Annotated in this window: 18 protein-coding genes; 10 read left to right on the forward strand and 8 right to left on the reverse strand. The window is 73.4% G+C overall.

From position 1 onward, the window contains the following. Positions 1-241: 241 nt before the first annotated feature. Entirely contained in the window at positions 242-997 is a 756-nt protein-coding gene (locus tag AB0D45_RS16360; RefSeq protein WP_362459221.1) for an SIS domain-containing protein, read from the reverse strand. 257 nt (positions 998-1,254) lie between these two features. Here AB0D45_RS16360 and AB0D45_RS16365 point away from each other — a divergent pair, with 257 nt between their 5' ends. Together AB0D45_RS16365 and AB0D45_RS16370 are read left to right on the forward strand one after the other, a co-directional pair. After that, positions 1,255-1,947, forward strand: a complete 693-nt coding sequence (locus AB0D45_RS16365; RefSeq protein ID WP_267091060.1) for a metal-dependent transcriptional regulator — start codon at positions 1,255-1,257, stop codon at positions 1,945-1,947. A 317-nt stretch (positions 1,948-2,264) separates the two neighbouring features. Further along, positions 2,265-3,128, forward strand: coding sequence for an alpha/beta hydrolase (locus AB0D45_RS16370; RefSeq protein WP_362459224.1), 864 nt, complete (start codon positions 2,265-2,267; stop codon positions 3,126-3,128). A gap of 100 nt (positions 3,129-3,228) precedes the next feature. Here AB0D45_RS16370 and AB0D45_RS16375 read toward each other — a convergent pair whose 3' ends face one another. Then, positions 3,229-4,161, reverse strand: a complete 933-nt coding sequence (locus AB0D45_RS16375; protein WP_362459227.1) for an NADP-dependent oxidoreductase — start codon at positions 4,159-4,161, stop codon at positions 3,229-3,231. A gap of 113 nt (positions 4,162-4,274) precedes the next feature. Between AB0D45_RS16375 and AB0D45_RS16380 the strand changes: the two genes are divergently transcribed. Beyond that, on the forward strand, positions 4,275-5,249 hold the full coding sequence (locus AB0D45_RS16380; protein WP_362459230.1) for a helix-turn-helix domain-containing protein: 975 nt from the start codon (positions 4,275-4,277) through the stop codon (positions 5,247-5,249). A 114-nt stretch (positions 5,250-5,363) separates the two neighbouring features. On the opposite strand, the gene AB0D45_RS16385 is transcribed toward AB0D45_RS16380, so the two are convergent. Then, positions 5,364-5,645 (reverse strand): hypothetical protein, encoded by a 282-nt coding sequence (locus AB0D45_RS16385; RefSeq protein ID WP_362459233.1) that lies wholly within the window; start codon positions 5,643-5,645, stop codon positions 5,364-5,366. Positions 5,646-5,747: 102 nt separating this feature from the next. Here AB0D45_RS16385 and AB0D45_RS16390 point away from each other — a divergent pair, with 102 nt between their 5' ends. Next, complete coding sequence (locus AB0D45_RS16390; RefSeq protein WP_362459236.1) at positions 5,748-6,173, forward strand: contact-dependent growth inhibition system immunity protein; 426 nt, start codon at positions 5,748-5,750, stop codon at positions 6,171-6,173. 45 nt (positions 6,174-6,218) lie between these two features. Here AB0D45_RS16390 and AB0D45_RS16395 read toward each other — a convergent pair whose 3' ends face one another. The 3 genes from AB0D45_RS16395 to AB0D45_RS16405 form a co-directional block, all read right to left on the reverse strand. Then, the gene (locus AB0D45_RS16395) at positions 6,219-7,877 is read right to left on the reverse strand and encodes a transporter (RefSeq protein ID WP_362459239.1); all 1,659 of its coding nucleotides are present in this window, start codon (positions 7,875-7,877) and stop codon (positions 6,219-6,221) included. Then, a complete protein-coding gene (locus AB0D45_RS16400) occupies positions 7,874-8,716 on the reverse strand; it encodes an ABC transporter ATP-binding protein (RefSeq protein ID WP_362459242.1) in 843 nt (280 codons plus the stop codon). The genes AB0D45_RS16395 and AB0D45_RS16400 overlap by 4 nt, the downstream gene beginning before the upstream one ends. Positions 8,717-8,841: 125 nt before the next feature. After that, positions 8,842-9,528, reverse strand: coding sequence for a bifunctional DNA primase/polymerase (locus AB0D45_RS16405; protein WP_361604759.1), 687 nt, complete (start codon positions 9,526-9,528; stop codon positions 8,842-8,844). Positions 9,529-9,742: 214 nt separating this feature from the next. Between AB0D45_RS16405 and AB0D45_RS16410 the strand changes: the two genes are divergently transcribed. Both AB0D45_RS16410 and AB0D45_RS16415 read left to right on the forward strand, forming a co-directional pair. Continuing rightward, on the forward strand, positions 9,743-11,125 hold the full coding sequence (locus tag AB0D45_RS16410) for a transcriptional regulator (RefSeq protein WP_362459246.1): 1,383 nt from the start codon (positions 9,743-9,745) through the stop codon (positions 11,123-11,125). An 80-nt stretch (positions 11,126-11,205) separates the two neighbouring features. Continuing rightward, positions 11,206-12,723, forward strand: coding sequence for a hypothetical protein (locus AB0D45_RS16415; protein ID WP_362459249.1), 1,518 nt, complete (start codon positions 11,206-11,208; stop codon positions 12,721-12,723). A 21-nt stretch (positions 12,724-12,744) separates the two neighbouring features. Here the strand turns inward: AB0D45_RS16415 and AB0D45_RS16420 are convergent, their stop codons facing one another. Continuing rightward, positions 12,745-13,977, reverse strand: a complete 1,233-nt coding sequence (locus AB0D45_RS16420; RefSeq protein WP_362459252.1) for an ABC transporter substrate-binding protein — start codon at positions 13,975-13,977, stop codon at positions 12,745-12,747. A 340-nt stretch (positions 13,978-14,317) separates the two neighbouring features. On the opposite strand from AB0D45_RS16420, the gene AB0D45_RS16425 reads away from it, so the two are divergent. Together AB0D45_RS16425 and purU are read left to right on the forward strand one after the other, a co-directional pair. Next, positions 14,318-14,764, forward strand: a complete 447-nt coding sequence (locus AB0D45_RS16425; protein WP_362459397.1) for a hypothetical protein — start codon at positions 14,318-14,320, stop codon at positions 14,762-14,764. A gap of 14 nt (positions 14,765-14,778) precedes the next feature. Further along, positions 14,779-15,666 (forward strand): formyltetrahydrofolate deformylase, encoded by an 888-nt coding sequence (gene purU / locus AB0D45_RS16430; RefSeq protein WP_361604747.1) that lies wholly within the window; start codon positions 14,779-14,781, stop codon positions 15,664-15,666. 198 nt (positions 15,667-15,864) lie between these two features. Here purU and AB0D45_RS16435 read toward each other — a convergent pair whose 3' ends face one another. Beyond that, positions 15,865-16,380: an EF-hand domain-containing protein gene (locus tag AB0D45_RS16435; RefSeq protein WP_361604744.1), complete on the reverse strand. Its 516-nt coding sequence runs from the start codon at positions 16,378-16,380 to the stop codon at positions 15,865-15,867. A 278-nt stretch (positions 16,381-16,658) separates the two neighbouring features. Between AB0D45_RS16435 and AB0D45_RS16440 the strand changes: the two genes are divergently transcribed. After that, the gene (locus AB0D45_RS16440) at positions 16,659-17,237 is read left to right on the forward strand and encodes a sigma-70 family RNA polymerase sigma factor (protein ID WP_007265652.1); all 579 of its coding nucleotides are present in this window, start codon (positions 16,659-16,661) and stop codon (positions 17,235-17,237) included. Continuing rightward, positions 17,234-18,460 carry a zf-HC2 domain-containing protein gene (locus AB0D45_RS16445; RefSeq protein ID WP_362459257.1) on the forward strand — a complete coding sequence of 409 codons (1,227 nt, stop codon included), beginning with the start codon at positions 17,234-17,236 and terminating at the stop codon, positions 18,458-18,460. Before AB0D45_RS16440 ends, AB0D45_RS16445 begins: the two co-directional genes overlap by 4 nt. Positions 18,461-18,624 lie beyond the last annotated feature (164 nt).

Raw genomic sequence — 18,624 nt, forward strand, 5'->3', positions numbered from 1 at the left:
TGAGGCGCGGGGGTCCGGGGGCTGGCCCCCGGGAAACGGTCCGCAGGCGCATGACCGGCGTCGGCACAACCAGCCCCGCCGGCGTTTGAGGCGCGGGGTCTGGGGCGGAGCCCCAGGGTCTTGCAGCCCCGCCGGCGTTTGAGGCGCGGGTCCGGGCAGCGCCCGGGGAACGGGCGAAGGGCGGGTAGGGGACCGCCCCGCGCAGCGGCACACCCGCGCCCCCGCCCGGACAGGGCACCGGCTAGTGCCGGAAGAAGATCCGGTCCCCGTACTCCCGCATGACGCGCCCGTTCCACTCGTGCCCGCCGTCCACGTTCCCCGACCGCAGCAGCGGCGGCTGGACGCCCCGTGCCGCCAGTTCGCCGGCCGCCGCCGCCATCACCGCCTGCATGATCGCGCTCGTCACCACCGTCGACGCGGGAGCGAACGGCGCGTCGATGCCGTCCACCGTCAACTCGGCGTCGCCCACCGCGATCTTGCTGTCCAGCACGATGTCGCAGTGGTCCTTCAGGAACGTGCCCGACACGTGCCGCGACCTGGTCCCCGCCGCGTACGCCAGCGACGTCACGCCGATGACCTTCAGGCCGATCGCGCGGGCGTTCATGGCCATCTCGACGGGCAGGGCGTTGCGTCCGGACAGCGAGATGACGACCAGGACGTCACCGGCGGTGGCCGGGCTGCTGTCCAGGACCGCTCCGGCGAGCCCGTCGACCCGTTCCAGCGCGCTGCCCAGCGTGGCCGGCATGACGTCGACGCCCGCGGTGCCCGGGACGGCGAGGAAGTTCATCAGCGCGAGCCCGCCGGCCCGGTAGACCACGTCCTGCGCGGGCAGCGAGGAGTGTCCGGCGCCGAAGGCGAACAGCCGGTTCCCGGAGGCGACGGCCCGGGCGATCTCGGCCCCGGCCTCGTTGATCCGGGAGCCCTCCTCGTCGCGCACCCGCTCCAGCAGGCCGATGGCGGCGTCGAAGAACTGCCCGGCCAGCTTGCTCTCGCTCATACGCCGTAGGCCCTTCCAGGGTGTGGGTGCGCGGTGGCTGCGTCGCCGATGTCCGCCGCTCACCGTGCGGTCTGGACCAAGGGCGTGTCAATACGGCCGTCAATCCCGCACCGCCCGCCCCGTGCACCCCGTCCGCCACCGCGGCGCGGCCCCGCGCGGATGTCCCGTACATGCCTTGACGCCCGGCGCGGGACGGTTGTCGGCGCGATGCGTCAGAATTGGGGACAGGGCCAGCGCACGCAATCCGAGGGGCACGAATGTCCGGACTGATCGACACCACGGAGATGTATCTCCGCACCATCCTGGAGCTGGAAGAGGAAGGTGTGGTCCCCATGCGCGCCCGGATCGCCGAGCGGCTGGACCAGAGCGGCCCGACGGTGAGCCAGACCGTGGCGCGCATGGAGCGCGACGGGCTGGTGGCGGTGGCCAGCGACCGCCACCTGGAGCTGACCGACGAGGGCCGCAAGCTCGCGACGCGCGTGATGCGCAAGCACCGTCTCGCGGAGTGCCTGCTCGTCGACGTCATCGGCCTGGAGTGGGAGCAGGTGCACGCCGAGGCCTGCCGCTGGGAGCACGTGATGAGCGAGGCGGTGGAGCGGCGCGTACTGGAGCTGCTGCGCCACCCGACGGAGTCCCCGTACGGGAACCCGATCCCGGGCCTGGAGGAGCTGGGCGAGAAGGCGGAGGCGGACCCGTTCCTGGAGGACGGCATGGTCAGCCTGTCCGAGCTGGATCCGGGCACCGAGGGCAAGACGGTGGTCGTCCGCCGGATCGGTGAGCCGATCCAGACCGACGCCCAGCTGATGTACACGCTGCGCCGGGCGGGCGTGCAGCCCGGCTCGGTGGTGAGCGTGACGGAGTCTCCGGGCGGTGTGCTGGTCGGCAGCGGCGGCGAGGCGGCGGAGCTGGACGCCGACATCGCGTCGCACGTGTTCGTCGCCAAGCGCTGACGGCACCGGGCTGACCTTCCGAGGGTGTTGACGGCCGGCGGCCCGGTGCCGCCGGCCGGCCGGACGCAAGGCGGTCCCGGCGCCTTTCGGCGCCGGGACCGGTCCTCCCCTTGCTGACCTGGAGCCCCGAGCTCTCAAGGTCATCCCCTTCGGACCGTCTTCCCCGAGCGGCCCGCCTCCCTGTTGAAAGGATCTCCATCGGCAGGGGCGGCCAATCCTTGAGCAAGGTCACTCGAAAGAGCGGTGTTGTCGGCGAGACGCCCGTTTTCGAATGCGGGTTCGATAGTCTGGCCGGGAGCGAAGGGGGTGCATCTCCGGTGGTACAGCGCATCGATGTCACAGGCGCCGACGGCGTACGCCTGGCCGCCTGGGAGTTCCGGGAGCCGCCTGCCGAGCCCCGGAAACCGGCGGTCCTGTTACTCCACGGCCTGATGGGCCGCGCCCTCCACTGGGCCGGCACCGCCCGCTGGCTCGGCGAGCACCGCCGGGTCGTGGCCCTGGACCAGCGCGGGCACGGCCACAGCAGCCGCCCCGCCGGGCCCGACCGGGCCGCGTCGCTGGGCCGCGAGGCTTTCGTCGCCGACGCCGAGGCCGTCATCGAGCAGCTCGGGCTCGCCCCCGTGGTGCTGATCGGCCACTCCATGGGCGCCCTCACCGGCTGGCAGCTCGCCGCCCGGCGCCCCGAGCTGGTCCAGGCCCTGGTCATCTGCGACATGCGGGCCTCCGCCCTGGGCGAGGCCTCCCAGCAGGAGTGGGAGGAATGGTTCCGCCGCTGGCCGCTGCCCTTCCCCACGCAGGACGCCGCCCGCCGCTGGTTCGGCGAGGACGACCCCCGCGTGGAGCGCCCCGACCCCGGCCGCGGCGCCTTCTTCGCCGAGGTGATGCACGAGGCGCCGGACGGCTGGCGCCCGGTCTTCTCCCGCAGCCAGATGCTGACCGTCCGCGAGACCTGGGTGCACGACGCGCACTGGGAGGAGCTGGCCCAGGTCCGCTGCCCCACCCTGGTCGTGCGGGCCCTGGACGGCGATCTGGGCCGCGCGGAGGCACAGGAGATGGTCCGCGTCCTGCCGGCCGGGCAGTACGCCGAGATCCCCGACGCCGGGCACTACGTCCACTACGACCAGCCGGCCGCGCTGCGCGAGGCGCTGGAGCCGTTCCTGGAGGGGGTGGCCGTCTCCTAGCGGGCGTACGCCGGGCGGAGCCGTACGAGCAGGCGCTCGTGCGGCCCCGCGCCGGGGGACCGGCCGTCAGGGCCGGTCGTGCCGTCGACCGTGCCGTCGGTCATGCGGTGACGGACAGGACGATCTTCCCCCGGGTCCTGCCGCCGTCGCTGAGCTCGTGGGCCTTCCCGGCCAGTTCCAGCGGCAGCACCGTGTCGATCTCGGGCCGCAGCAGACCGGCCTCCGCCAGGGCTGCGATCTCCCGCATCCCCGCGTGGTCGGCCTCCACCGCCATGAAGGCCGCCCGCAGCCCCAGCGGCCCGGCCTCCACCGCGAGGCGGGCCTCGGCCGGGGAGGCGAGGGAGACCACGATGCCGCCGGGCCGCAGGGCGCGCAGCGAACGGGCCCCGTACTCCCCGCCGATGGCGTCGAGTACGACGTCCACCGGCTCGACGGCCGTCTCGAAGTCGACGGCGGTGTAGTCGACCACCTCGTCCGCGCCCAGACCCCGCAGGAACGCGTGGTTGGCGGCGCGGGCGGTGCCGATCACGTACGCGCCGCGCGCCTTGGCGATCTGCACGGCGAGGTGCCCGACCCCGCCGGCGGCCGCGTGGACCAGCACCCGCTGCCCGGGGCGCAGGCCCGCGGTGTCCACGAGGCCCTGCCAGGCGGTGAGCGCGGCCAGCGGCAGCGCGGCGGCCTGTACGTGGCTCAGCGCGGCGGGCTTGCGGACGAGGTGCCGGGCGGGGGAGGTGACGTACTCCGCGTACGCGCCCGCCGGGACGGGGTGGCGCGGCATGCCGAACACCTCGTCGCCGGGGGCGAGGGTGGTGACCCCGATGCCGACCGCCTCGACGACCCCGGACACGTCCCAGCCGAGCCGGATCGGCTTCCCTGCCAGCCCGCCGGTGGCGCGGTGCCAGGAGTCCGTCGGGTTGACCCCGGCCGCGTGGACCCGTACGAGCACCTCGGCCGGCCCCGGTTCCGGCCGCTCCACCTCGACGACCTCGAGCACCTCGGGCCCGCCGAACCCGTCCTGAGCCACCGCACGCATCACGCCACCCCGTTCCCGGAGGGGCCCCTGCGGCCCCGTCCCGAGATCAAGATTTCCGCACCGCGGCCTGCGGAACGAGTGGCAAGACTGCCACCATCTGAAAAGATCTTGCCATGTCTTCTGCGCTGCACCGTGTGGTCGTCCTGGCCCTGGAGGGCGTCTACCCCTTCGAACTGAGCATCCCGGTACGCATCTTCGGCACGGCCTGCGGGCCGGACGGCGAACCGCTCTACGAGGTCACCACGTGCAGCCTGACGGGCGCCCCGGTCGCCACCAGCGCCGACTTCACCATCACGGTCGGGCACGGCGCCGAGGCCCTGCGCACGGCGGACACCCTGGTGATCCCGCCGTTCACCTGCGGCCCGACGGAGCCCCGGGACTGGCTGCCGGCCGACCTCGCCGAGGCCCTCGCCCTGCTCCGGCCGCACGCCCGCATCGTCTCGATCTGCACGGCCTCGTACGTACTCGCCGCCGCGGGCCTGCTCGACGGGCGGCGCGCCACCACGCACTGGAACGAGGCGCGCACCTTCCAACGGGCCTTCCCCCACATCGAGGTCGACGAGAACGTCCTCTTCGTCGACGACGGCCGCGTCCTCACGGCGGCCGGGGTCGCCGCCGGAGTGGACCTGTGCCTGCACCTGGTCCGCCGCGACCACGGCAGCGAGATCGCCAACCGGGTGGCGCGCCTGTGCGTGGTCCCGCCGTGGCGGGAGGGCGGCCAGGCCCAGTACATCGAGCGCCCGATGCCGGAGCCGGAAGCCGCCACGACGGCCGCGACCCGCGCCTGGGCCCTGCACCACCTGGACCGCCCGCTCGCACTGCGGGAGTTGGCGGCCCACGCCGGAATGAGCGTCCGCACCTTCTGCCGCCGCTTCGTGTCGGAGGTCGGCATGCCGCCGGGCCAGTGGCTGGCGCAACGCCGCGTCGACCACGCCCGCCGCCTCCTGGAAACCACCACCCTCCCGGTGGACCAGGTCGCCACCCAATCGGGCTTCGGCACCGCGGCCTCCCTCCGCCACCACCTGGCCTCCACCCTGGCCACCTCCCCGTCGGCCTACCGCCGGGCGTTCACAACCGGCACACCGTGACGGCGCCGTCCAGGGGTCCTGACCCGTAGGCAGCCTCCCCGGGAGGCCGGGAACTGCCTCGTCGCGTGCACGTCGGCTCGCGGGCAACGCTCCCGCCTATGAGCGTCGTTTCGTTCAGGGCGGCCACGAAGCGGATTCCCATACGCTCTCAAACAGCGCCCGTGCGACAAGGACGGCCTCGAACTCCGGCTGGGCGTCGACATCGGAGATGTTCCCCACGGGGACCTCGCCCAGCGCGATGTCTGCGCCTTCGTGCTGCTCGTCGGCCCGAATCCTCCGGCCGTCGCGATAGATCTGCACCTTGCGCGACTCGTACCCGTCGTCGCCGATTTCGCTGTAGAACACGATCGGCTCGTCCGGATCGTCGTGAAGCCACCGTACGTGCCAGTACTCCATCCTCAGCGCTCTCCCTGGTCCGGCGCAGCCGGCCGGCTCGGTCGGGCCGACGCGGCTGCTGCCCTGATGTGGTCGGGCTTTCGGTTGTTAGAAGATGGGGGCATGGAGCATCTGCTGCACCTTGACCGGACGCTTGACGAGCTGGATCCGCCGCGTTGGACGCTGCCCGACAGCGGTGTGACCCGTTTGATGGAGCGGGTGCACGCGTTGCGGCGGGTTCCCCTGCGGGAGTTGGGGCCGGGCGATCTGCGGATGCTCGTGACGCAGCAGGTGGCCCTGCCCTACGTCGTTCCCCTCGCCGTGCGCCTGCTGCTCGAGGAGCCCCTGCTGGACGCGTCCTTCTACGAGGGCGACCTGCTGCTCGAAACCGTCCGACTGCCGGATGCCGTATGGGCCGTGCTCCCGGACCTCGGTGTGCGGCTGAGTGCCGTGGTCGCCGCGTTGCCGGAGGCGGCGGTCGCCGAGCTGCCTTCCGGTGCGGCCGAGCAGTTCGGGCGGTTCGTCGCCGGGTTCGGGGCGCGGCGCTGATGTGGCAGGGGGCGGCCGGGCTGGTGCCCTGCCGCCCCCTGGCCGTCAGCCCTTGCTGACCGCCGTCAGGATCTCCGGGAGTTTGCGGAAGACCGCCGGGGCCGCCAGGCGCAGGCCCGACCAGGTGGCCAGGGCGCCCCAGGCGATGCCGACCGGGAGGACCAGCCACGTCAGGTGGCCGAAGCCGTCCGCCACCGAGAGGAACACCGTCAGGGCGATCACCGGCGAGCAGATCACCGCCGAGGACAGCATGCCGCCGATGATGCCGAGCCAGGCCAGGCCGCCCTGTCCCGGGGCGACGTTCTTGAACGCCCCCTCCGACGGGATGGAGTACGGGAAGTGCGCCGAGGCCAGCGCGCCCGTGCACAGCATCGAGCCGAGCAGCGCCAGGGCCAGCCCCAGCGCGGCGGGGAACGTCGCCCAGTTGCCCACCAGGGCGGCGGTCACGGCGGTGACGAGGACGGTGTACGGGACGGTGACCAGGCCGAGCGCGGCGGCGCGGGCGCGCAGTTCCCCGTACGCGTCGCGCGGCGAGGAGAGGGTCTGGGCGACCATCCAGAAGGCGGAGGTGTCCTGCCCGAACTGGTTGTACATCTGGACGCCGAGCATCCCCGAGCCGAAGCAGGCCAGGTAGACCGAGCCGGTGCCCTGGAGGGCGTTGAAGACGGGGACGATCAGGCCGACCGCCAGCGCCGACACCCACGCGGACTTCGTCTTCGGGTCGCGGGCGATGTACCGCAGGGTGCGCTGCATGACCGCGCCCGTACGCCCCGAGGGCAGGAGGGACCACACGCCGCGCGAGCCGCTCCGGTCCTTCTCGGGCGTCGAGGCCGCGAGGGTCGAGCCGTCCGGGGTGACCATCAGGCTGGTCAGGCTGCGCTCCCAGAACCACAGGAGGGCGGCCAGGGCGGCGAGGGTCAGGGCCAGCTGGGCGGCGGCCGTGCCGTACGCGCCCTCACTGGCGGAGTCCACCATGCCGACGGCCGTCGCCGGCGGCAGCCAGCGCACGACCGCCTCGACCGGCTCCAGGGTGGCCAGCCCGCCCTGCTCGAACAGGCGCTGACTGGCGAAGTTGACGACCTGGGCGCCGATCGCGATCAGCAGGCCGCTCAGCAGCGCGAGGTCGCGCCCCTTGCGGCTGGTCAGCAGCCGTACGTTCGCCGTGGCCACGGCCCGGGCGAGGGCCACGCAGCCCAGCAGCAGGAGCGGGGCGCCGACGACGGCCGCCGCGATGCCCGCCGCGCCGTGCGCGACCGCCGCGACGGAGCCGACGGCGATGCAGAGCGTGAACAGCGGGCCGGTGCCGACGAGCGAGGAGGCCAGCAGGGCCCGTACGAGGGGACGCGGGCGCAGCGGCAGCATCACCAGCCGGCTCGGGTCGAGGGTCTCGTCGCCGGTCGGGAAGAACAGCGGCATCACGGTCCAGCCGAGCGCGAGGATCGCGGCCAGCAGGACGACGACGGTACCGGCGTGGAGGTGGCCGTGCAGCATGGCCAGGCCCAGGGTGACGAAGACGGAGAACACCAGCGAGATCACCAGACTGGTGATCCAGACGGCCTTGCGCTTCGAGGAGCCCTTCAGGCCGTTGCGCATCAGCGAGAGCTTCAGGCGGACGAACAGGGAGGTGAGGGACACCTCGGAGGCCGCGGCCGCGGAGGAGACGGCGGCGGTGGAGGCGGTGGAGGCGGAGGAGGAGGCGCTCATCGTGCGCCGCCGAGCCAGTCGAGGGAGTCGCCGGCGGCGTGGTCGCGGGCGCCGACGAGTTCGAGGAAGGCGGCCTGCAGCGAGGGCGCGGAACCCCGTACGTCGGCCAGCGGGCCGGCGGCGCGGATCTGTCCGGCCGCCATGACGGCCACCCAGTCGCAGAGCGATTCGACGAGCTCCATCACGTGGGAGGAGAAGACGACGGTGGCACCGGACGCGGTGTAACGTTCCAGCACCCCGCGGATGGTCTGCGCCGACACCGGGTCCACGCCCTCGAACGGCTCGTCCAGGAACAGGACTTCCGGGTTGTGCAGCAGAGCGGCCGCGAGGCCGATCTTCTTGCGCATGCCCGTCGAGTAGTCGACCACCAGCTTGTGCTGGGAGCCGGCGAGGTCCAGCACGTCGAGCAGCTGCGTCGCCCGCTTGTCGGTCTCCTCGCCCGGCAGGCCGCGCAACCGGCCCATGTAACCGAGGAGTTCACGCCCGGAGAGGCGCTCGAACATGCGCAGCCCCTCGGGCAGGACGCCGATGCGCGACTTCACCTCGACCGGGTCGGCCCACACGTCGTGCCCGGCGACGAGCACCCGGCCCGCGTCCGGGCGCAGCAGCCCGGTCACCATGGACAGCGTGGTCGTCTTGCCCGCCCCGTTCGGGCCGACGAGACCGATGAAGCGGCCGGCCGGCAGCTCCAGGTCGATGCCGCCGACGGCGACCTGCTCGCCGAAGCGCTTCCACAGTCCCTCTACCCGCACGGCGGCCGCGGGCTGCGCGGATCGCGCGCCCCCACTCGTCCCGCCGGTCCCACCCGTACCGCCTGCCGCATAACCCTGGTCCGGCATGCGCCTGCCTCTCGTTCTGTTCCCCGTGGTCGTACGTTCCTCACCATAGGAGCCGGGGGAGAGGCGGCAGCAGTTACGAATGTCATGAACTTGCAGACACGAATGTCAGCGCCGGCGGAACGGGGTCACGCCTTGCGGCGGCCCCGGGCCGCGGCCGCCTCGCTGCCGCAGGCGTACGCGAGGGCGTCGATCAGCTCCTCCGCGTCCGGCAGCCACCGGTTCGCCGGCGTGGGCTTACGGGCCCACTGCACCGGTCCCTTGCCGCCGAAGCGGGTCGGCGGCGCCGCCACGTACTGCCCCTCGCCCCGCGTGGCCAGGTCGATGGCGTGGGGCAGCCAGCCCAGCTTGCGCACCAGCTCGGGCACCTTCGCCCCCGCGCCCGGCAGGACGAAGAACAGCATCCGGTGGTCGGGGGTCAGCGCGACGGGCCCCAGGGTGCGGTCCGTGCGCTCCAGCCGCGCCAGCGCCAGGAACCCGGCGGAGTCCGGCACGTCGAGCGCGTCGAAGGTGCGGCCCGTCGGCATCAGGATGGAGGCGCCGGGGTGCTTGGCCCAGATCCGCCGCACGCCCACCGCGCTGCCCGAGGCCAGCGACGCCCAGTCCTTCACCGCCGGGTGCGCGCCGGGCGCCGGGCAGTCGGCCACCCCGCAGGAGCACACCTCCCGGCCGTCGCCCGGCTCCAGCCACGTGCCGGCGAAGACGTCCCAGTGGCGTTCTTCCACGTACCGCACGGCATGGTCCAGCAGCTGGTCCCCGCGCTGCTGGGGGACGGGCGCGTGCTCCGTGACTGTGATGGTCTCTTCCACGCCCATCACAACTCCCGGGGTCACGGCGGGTTACGGGCGCAAACCGGCCGGTGGGCGCTGCATCGATCCTGCATACGGGGCGCACGGGTGCACGGGCGGGGGCGCGTGGGAGGCCGGGGCGCGGTCGCTGGGTAACGACACGTCGCAGAGCGGAAGATTCTCCGCACTTCAGGCGGGAAGTGATCATTCCATTGCTCACCCGCGGCCTCAGGGGGTTTTCATGGCAGCCAGGCCTCTCGTAGCGCGCCAGCCGAACGAACGGCTGCAGGCGCTCATCCAGGAAGCCGGGTGCTCCAACGCCGGGCTCGCCCGGCGCGTCAACATGTGCGGAGCCGAACACGGCCTCGATCTCCGCTACGACAAGACCTCCGTGGCCCGCTGGCTGCGCGGTCAGCAACCGCGCGGCCGGGCCCCCGGGATCATCGCCGAGGCCCTCGGCCGCAAGCTGGGGCGCACCGTGACCATCGACGAGATCGGCATGGCCAACGGCAAGAACCTCGCCTCCGGCGTCGGCCTGCAGTTCTCCCCGACCGTCATCGGCGCCATCGAGCAGGTCAGCGAGCTGTGGCGCAGCGACGTGGGGCGCCGCGACTTCCTGTCCGGTTCGAGCGTGGCGGCCTCCGCCCTGGTCGAGCCGAGCCGGGACTGGCTGATCACCGGGGCCGACCCGCAGGTGGCGCGCAGCAGCGGTGCGCGCGTCGGCATGCCCGACGTGGAGGCGGTACGGGCGACCACCGAGGCCCTGACCGAGCTGGACCACCGCTTCGGCAGCGGGCACGTACGGCCCGTGGTGGTGCACTACCTCAACTCCGTCGTCTCGGGGCTGATCGCGGGCTCCTACCGGGAACCGGTCGGGCGCGCCCTCTTCGCGGCGGTGGCCCGGCTCACCGAGCTGGCGGGCTACATGGCGGTGGACACCGGCCAGCCGGGGCTGGCCCAGCGCTACTACATCCAGGCCCTGCGGATGGCGCAGGCCGCGGGCGACCGCGCGTACGGGGGCTACGTGCTGGCCGCGTCCATGAGCCACCTCGCCGCCGAGCTGGGCAACCCGAGGGAGATCGCGCAGCTGGCGCGGGCCGCGCAGGAGGGCACGCGGGGGCAGGTCACCCCGCGCGTGGAGGCGATGTTCTACGCCGCCGAGGCGCGCGGGCACGCGCTGCTGGGCGACGCCCGGGCCACGGCGGTGCTGTCGGGGCGGGCGGTGACGGCGCTGGAGCGGGCCGAGCCGGAGTCGGGTGACGACCCGGTGTGGATCCGCCACTTCGACCAGGCCTACCTTGCGGACGAACTGGCCCACTGCCACCGGGACTTGGGACAGGCCGAGGCGGCGGGCAAACGGGCCGAGGAGGCGCTGCGCAGCCTGCCCGCGGCGAAGGCGCGCCGCCGGGCGATCGGGTTGCTGCTGCTGGCGTCGGCCCAGGTCCAGCAGCGGGAGGTCGAGCAGGCCTGCCAGACGGCGGCGAAGGCCGCCGAACTGCTGGGGTCGCTGCGCTCGCGGCGGGGCGCGGAGTACCTGGACGACTTCCGGGCGCGGCTGGAGCCGTACCGGGAGGAACCGGCCGTGCGGGAGTTCGGGGCGCGGCTGGAGGTTCAGGCGGCCTGACGGGGGCGCGGCGCGACCGGGTAGCGTGACCCGACGGTTCCGTGGGTTCGGACGAGTCGGAGAAGGCAGAAGGAGTCCCGGTGACGGAGAACGGACAAGGGGGCGTCCCCCAGCCCGGGACGCCGCATCAGGCACAGCCGGTGCCGGCTCCCGGCTACCCGCAGCAGCCGGGGCCGCAGGCCGGGGAGGCGTGGGGGGCGCCCCCGGGGTACGGGTACCCGCAGGAGCAGGAGGCGCAGGGCGAGCAGGGCCGGGACCGGGCCGCGCAGGACCCGCAGCAGTACGCCGCGCCGTACGGGGCCCCGTACGAGCCGGCGCCGCAGCCCGGGCAGCCCGCGTACGGGTACCCGCCGCCGGCGGGCCACGTCGTCGGCCCGGGCTTCGAGGGGCCGGGGGACCCCCACGGGTACGGGTACCCGCCGCTGCCCGAGGCGGCCACGCAGTACATCCCGCCGGTGCGGGCGGCGGCCCACGAGCAGGCGACGCAGTACATCCCGCCGGTTCCGCAGCACGAGCAGGCGACCCAGTACATCCCGCCCGTCCAGGCGTCCGCGCACGAGCAGGCCACGCAGTACATCCCGCCCGTCCAGGCGTCCGCGCACGAGCAGGCCACGCAGTACATCCCCCCGGTTCCGGAGCACGAGCAGGCGACCCAGTACATGCCGCCCGTGCCGCCCGCCCCGCAGCACGAGCAGGCCACGCAGCACATCCCGCCCGTCCCGGGGGCCCCCGCGGCGAACACCGCCGAGGGCTTCGACGCGCTGTTCCGGACCGACGCGGACGCCGAGGCCGCCGGGCACACCCAGCAGCTGCCGCCGGTCCCGGACCCGGGGCCCCGCCGGACCCCGCCGCCCGCGCCGCCGCAGCAGTACGGGCCGCGCCGGCCCCAGCCGCCGCAGCAGCCCCAGCCGCAACAGCCCCAGCAGCAGTACGCGCCCCCGCCCCCGCCCCCCGCGCCCGGGCGCCGGATCCCGCCCGCCGTCATCGCGGCCGCGGTGTTCGGCCTGGCCGTGGCCGGGCTCGGGGTGGGCGCCCTGCTCGGCGACGGCAAGGCGCAGAACACCGACCCCGGCGCGGTGGCCCCCGCCGCGAGCGGCTCCGCCGGTTCGGGCGCGGCGCCCGGGGAGGAGGCGGTGGACCCGGCCCGCCCGCAGGCCGTCCAGCTCGACAAGCTGCTCGCGGACAGCAACGACAGCCGGGCCTCGGTGATCAAGGCCGTGGACGACATCAAGGACTGCAAGAACCTCGGCCAGGCGGCCCAGGACCTGCGCGACGCCGCCCGCCAGCGCGAGGAACTGGTCACCCGGCTCCAGGAGCTCAAGATGGACCGGCTCCCGAACCACGCGCGGCTCGCCGCCGCCCTCACCAAGGCCTGGAAGGCCTCGGCGGACGCCGACAACAGCTACGCGTCGTGGGCGGACGACGCCGCCCACGACAAGGGCGGCTGCAAGGACGGCAAGGCCAAGGCCACCGACGACGCGGCCGACGGCAACAAGTCGAGCGCCGAGGCGACGAAGGCCAAGGAGTCGGCGGCGGCCATGTGGAACTCGATCGCCGCCAAGTACGGCCTCACCCAGCGGGACAAGTCGCAGCTGTGACGGGCGGCCGCCCCGCCCGGGTCAGGCCGAGCGGGGGGCCTGTTCCAGGGTCGGGGTCATGTCGAGGTTCTGCTCGCCGAGCTGGGCGATCAGGCGGCCCGACTGGACGGTCTGGAAGCTGACCCGGCCGTTGACCAGGCGCGGGAAGCCGGCCACGGCCCGCATGTCCTGGTAGCGCCAGCTCAGCTCGGGGGTGAGGTTTCCGGTCTGCACGCCCGGGGACTGGTTGAGGGCCCGGCTCAGTTTGCGGGCGGTGATCTCCTCGTCGCTCCTGAAGCGCTGGACGATCTGGTGGAGGACGCTGTACGCGATCCAGGTGGTCTGGGCCCCGCTGTCGTCGGGGTCCACGGTGTCGTCGCCGAAGGCCTGCTCGCTGATCATCGTGCGCATCGGTGCCCACAGCGGGTCGGTTGACACGGGGTACCAGCTGGTGACGTAGGCGCCCTCGAAGGGGCTGTCCTTGCCGCCGGTGCGGTCGACCAGGGCCTGGCTGATGCTGCCGAGGACGGAGGAGATCTGCGTCCTGCGGGTGGTGTCGACGCGGCGGAAGGCGTCGAAGAAGATCTCGGTGCGCTCGCCGAGGACGGCCGTCACGCAGCTCCTGTTCTCCTTGCCCGGGTCCTTGGCCGGGTCCTTCGGCGCCTTGGCGGCGGCGGCCGGAGTGGGGGCGGGGGTGGTGGCCGCTGTCGTGCCGGACGGGGCGGCCGGTGCGGGCGCCGGCGGGCTGCTGCTCAGTGCCTCGCGGGCCTGCGGCTTGAAGTCGGCGGAGTCCTCGGCCGCCCGGATGTCGGAGGCCTCCGGCATGCCGTTGGCCTTGAGCCCCGCGTTCAGCAGGACCGGCATGGTGTCCCCCGCCAGGGTGTCCGGGCGGACCAGGGAGACCTGGGAGCAGGCCTTGCCGAGCTGGTGGCCGGCCCCGGCGAGCAGGGCGGGCTGCCCGCCGTTGACCGGGTAGGACAGGGTGCTCTGGAACTCCTCCGGGGACACTCCGTAGCCGCCGATGAAGGGGATCCCCGCGGCCTCCAGCGGGGCCATGAAGGCGCGTCCGTGCTGGCTGTAGGAGCCGACGACGGCGACGGCCTTCTCGGTGATGGCCTTGCGGGCGCAGTCGGCGGCGCCGGTCGGTGTGTTCTTCTCGTTGCAGGTGATCACGCGCAGTCTGCGGCCCTTGATGCCGCCGTTGGCGTTCACCCAGCGCTCGTAGGCCTTGGCCATGCCGGGCATGCCGGGCATGTTGGTCGCTTTGGTGCCCATGGGTGCGAAGGTCACGACCGTGAGGGAGTCCCCGGAGCCCCCCGGGCCACCGGGGACCACCCCGCACGCTGTGGTGAGACACGCGGCCGTCGCCGTGGCAATCACCAGGCGGGACAGGGCAGTTGCGCGTCGGTGATGGGTCATGTCCACCGACCCTTCCGCCCCGGGGGTAACTCGGCGATGAGATGGACACAACAAAGGGTGACGCCGAGGTGAATTGCGGGGGGCCGGTCGCGCACAGGTGCTTCAAGATCGCACCACCGGGGAACGTACGATCGAAAGCGTGACATTCGCCCAAGGTTCGAAGAACTCTTCCCGCCGCGGCGGCCGCTCCTCCACCATGGGCGGCATGCCCCTCAACGACATGCCGTGGTGGCGCTGGCGCGGCAACGTGCGCTCGGCGCTGCACATGCTTTCCGACCCGGTGTTCCAGGAGGAGGTCTGGCTGGCCGGCGTCGAAGGGTACGGGGACGTCACCGACGCCGTGTACCGGCTCGTCGAGGACACCTGGCTCGACAGCTGGTCCGCCGACAAGTACGTCGGCACGATCTTCCGCGACGCCCAGGAGGCGGCCCTGGTCGACGTCGCCGTCCTGCGGGTGCTGCGGATCCTGCACCAGGTCGGCCCCGACGCGCCCGTCTCCGCCTACCTCGGCCACCAGGACTGGCCCGAGGCGGTCCGGGCGGCGCGCGAGGCGCACGTACGGATGTCGGCGGCGGACGGGGAGGACCCGGACGAGCGGCCCAGCTCCGTCGACGTGCTGAGGATCCTCACGCGCGCGGTGTGAAAGGCTGTGCCGTCATGAGCGAACACCCACAGCAGCAGGCCCGCCCCGAGCCGCTGGCCCAGTACGTCCTGACCGTCTCCTGCCCCGACAAGCAGGGCATCGTGCACGCCGTGTCGAGCTACCTCTTCATGACCGGCTGCAACATCGTCGACAGCCAGCAGTTCGGAGACCGCGAGACCGGCCTCTTCTTCATGCGGGTGCACTTCGAGGCCGAGCCCGCGGTGACGGTGGAGAAGCTGCGCGCGAGCTTCGCCGCGATCGGCGACTCCTTCAGGATGGACTGGCAGATCCACCGCACGGACGAGCGGATGCGGATCGTGCTGATGGTGTCGAAGTTCGGGCACTGCCTGAACGACCTGCTGTTCCGCTCCCGGATCGGTGCGCTGCCGGTGGAGATCGCGGCCGTGGTCTCGAACCACACCGACTTCGCCGAGCTGGTCGGCTCGTACGACATCCCCTTCGTGCACATCCCGGTGACCAAGGACACGAAGGCGGACGCGGAGGCGCGGCTGCTGGAGCTGGTGCGCGAGCAGAACGTCGAGCTGGTGGTGCTCGCCCGGTACATGCAGGTGCTGTCGGACACCCTGTGCAAGGAGCTGAGCGGGCGGATCATCAACATCCACCACTCCTTCCTGCCGAGCTTCAAGGGCGCCAAGCCGTACCACCAGGCGCACGCGCGCGGTGTGAAGCTGATCGGCGCGACCGCCCACTACGTGACGGCCGACCTCGACGAGGGTCCGATCATCGAGCAGGAGGTCGAGCGGGTCGGCCACGAGGTCACCCCGGACCAGCTGGTCGCGATCGGGCGGGACGTGGAGTGCCAGGCGCTGGCGCGGGCCGTGAAGTGGCACAGCGAACACCGGGTGCTGCTGAACGGCTCCCGCACGGTCGTCTTCGCTTAGCCGCGGTCGCGCGGTCGGGCTCGCCCGGCCGCCGTCGCGCGGTCCGGCTCTGTGCGGTCGGCGTCGACCGGCCGGCTTCGCGCGGCCGTCGTCGCACGGCTCGCCGTCGCCCCGGCCGTCGTCGTCCGGTCCGGCTTCGGGTGGGTTCCCGCGGCCGTCCGGGGCACGTGCGTGGCGTGCCCCGGACGGGGTCGGCCGTCAGGCGTCGGGGTCGACTCCGCAGTAGCCGGCGAAGGCCGTGAGGATCTCCTCCTCCGAGATGCGGCCGTCGCCGTCCGTGTCCAGGGCCCCCGCCAGCCGGGCGGCCAGCGCGGGCTCGGTGCCCAGGACGCGCAGGACGCGGGCGGCCGCCGCCGGGGTCGCGCCCGCGCCGTCCTCGTCCGCCACCGCGATCACGGCCCGCAGGAACGGCCGGGCGATCTCCGCGAACCGCTGCGGGTTGTCCCGCAGCCGCTTCGCCGCCCCGGTGACGAACTCCTCGCGGGACACCCGCTGGTTGCCGTTCACATCGGCGATCCCGGCCATGCCCTGCCAGAACGCCTCGGCGCCGTAGAAGACGGCCTGGCCCTTCTCCGAGCGCGCGGCCGTACCGAATTCGGCCAGCACGGCCCTCGCCGCCGTGCTGAAGTCCTCCCGGTCGATATAGCCGGACCCGTCCTGGTCGAAGGTGGCGAATCGGGCGGCGATCTTGCGCTCGTACTCTGCGCTGTCCATGGTCGGCTTCCGCCTTCACGTGTGCGTAGGGGTGCGGTTGGGGTTCAGATCAAGACAGGCAGGAGCGTACGGCCTCGGTGGCCTGCGCGTTAAGCGAAGTGGTCAAGGAGGTGGCCGCACCGAACCCGCGCACGGGGAGCGCGCCGGGGCGCGTGCGCGGGTACCGGGGCGCCGGGCTAGCACGCCGGCCCCGCTTCCCGCGTGAGGTTCGCGCAAAACCGGCGCGTTCCATCCGGTGCCCACTACATTTGACGGGTCGACACACGGCTGGAGGCACCATGGCGAAGGACGTTCCACCGCGCTGGGACCGCCGCATGCAGCAGCGTCTCGCCCGCGGTGAGGCCGCCGCGCTGGGGGAGCTCTACGACCGTTTCGCCTCGCTCGTCCACAGCCTGGCGCACCGGGTCCTCGGCGACGAGAAGGCCGCGGACCGGATCACCCGCGAGGTCTTCGGCTACATCTGGGAGAACCCGGACGCCTACGACCCCAAGCAGGGCTCCATGCGTTCCTGGGTCGCGCGGATCACCCAGGGCCAGGCCGTCGCCCGGCTGCGCCAGGCCGAACTGGGCCGCGGCTCGCGCGAGGAACTCGAACAGAAGGTGCGCAGCGCCAACGCGGCCGCCCGCGCGGACTACATCGTCACCTCCATGCCCGCGCCGCTGCGGGCCGCCCTGGAACTGGCGTACTTCAAGCGCCGCGACTACCGCCAGGCCGCCGCCGACCTGCAGATCAGCGAGGACGAGGCACGGCGCAGGCTGCGGCTCGGGCTCCAGCTGCTGTCGACCGCCAACGTCCTCCCCCGGGAGGACACCGCCCCGCCCGGATACGGCCCACGCGGATACGGAACGCCCCGATGACCGGACCCTCCGAAGACACCCCCGACGACGCGTACGAGCGGCAGGCGGGCGGTCGCGCACGGATACCGGGTCCCCGCGCGGCCGGCGACGACCTGGACGCCCCGGCGACCCTGCCGCCCGCACCGCCCTCGCACGCCGTGCTCAAGTCCCTGCTCGGCGCGTGGGCGCTCGCCGCCTGCTCCGCCGAGGAGACCCAGGCCGTCGAGGACCACCTCACCGAGTGCGCGCCCTGCGCCGAGGAGGCGCTGCGGTTGCGCGACGCGGTGGGCCTGCTGCACCCGGAGGAGAGCCTCGACCTCAAGCCGCTGCTGCGCTCGCGCGTGCTGGAGGACTGCCTCGGCAAGCGCCCCGCCCGCATCCCCGTACCGGCGTGGGCGAACCCGTACGACACCGAGACGGCGCGGCTGGACGCGCTGCTGCGCGACTTCGGCGACTCGGAGTGGCACACCCCGGTGCGGCTGAAGTGGTTCGAGGAGGAACGCCGGCGCTCGTACCGCACCACGGTCGCGGGGGTGATCGGGCACCTGCTCACCGTCGACGGGCTGATCGCCACCGCGCTGGGACTGGACGACCCGCTGGGGCCGAAGGCGCCGCCGGGCGGCCCCACGGACCGCACCGAGCACTTCTGGAACTCCGCCCCGCACCCCGCCACCCGTCAGGTCCGCGAACCGTGGCGGGCCCAGGGGCACACGCTGGTCCGTACGGTCTCCTTCGCCGGCCGGGGCGTGGCCGAACTGGACGTGGACTACGGGGGTTTCGCGCTGCCGCTCGGCGACGCCTTCCTGGAGCGGGCCTTCGAGTGCTGGGTGCACGCCTGGGACATCGCGGAGGCGGTGGACTACCCGTACGAGCCGCCCTCGGGGCCGCACCTGCACCGGATGATCGACCTCGCGGCCCGGCTGCTGCCCGGCGCCCTGGCGGGCCGGCGGCGTTCGGGTCTCGCGGCCCCGGCCCGCGGCCTGGTCGCGGCGGGTGCCCCGGGGCGGACCCTGCACCTGGAGATCGAGGGCGCGGGCGGGGGCAGCTGGGACATCGCCCTGGACTCCCCGGCGGCGAAGCCCTCGCGGGAGCACACGGTGGCGGAGGTCGCCCTGGACGGCCTGGAGTTCTGCCAGCTCGCCGCCGGGCACATCTCCCCGGAGGAGGCCGCGGTGGGCCAGACCGGCGACCGGGAGGCGATCCGCGACGTCCTGTTCGCCGCGGCTTCGCTGAGCCGGCTGTAGCAACGGCCGTACGCGGTCCCGCAGGAAGCGGAGCCGCGTACAGGTCACGGGTTACGGGTTACGGGTGACGGTGCTCAGTTGCGGGTGGCGAGCATCTGGGCGCTGCCGTCGCCGAGGCCGGTGATGGCGACCTTCTGGGCGCCCATTCCGGTGGCCCACCAGCC

The sequence above is a fragment of the Streptomyces sp. NPDC048352 genome (assembly GCF_040651895.1).
Lineage (GTDB): Bacteria > Actinomycetota > Actinomycetes > Streptomycetales > Streptomycetaceae > Streptomyces.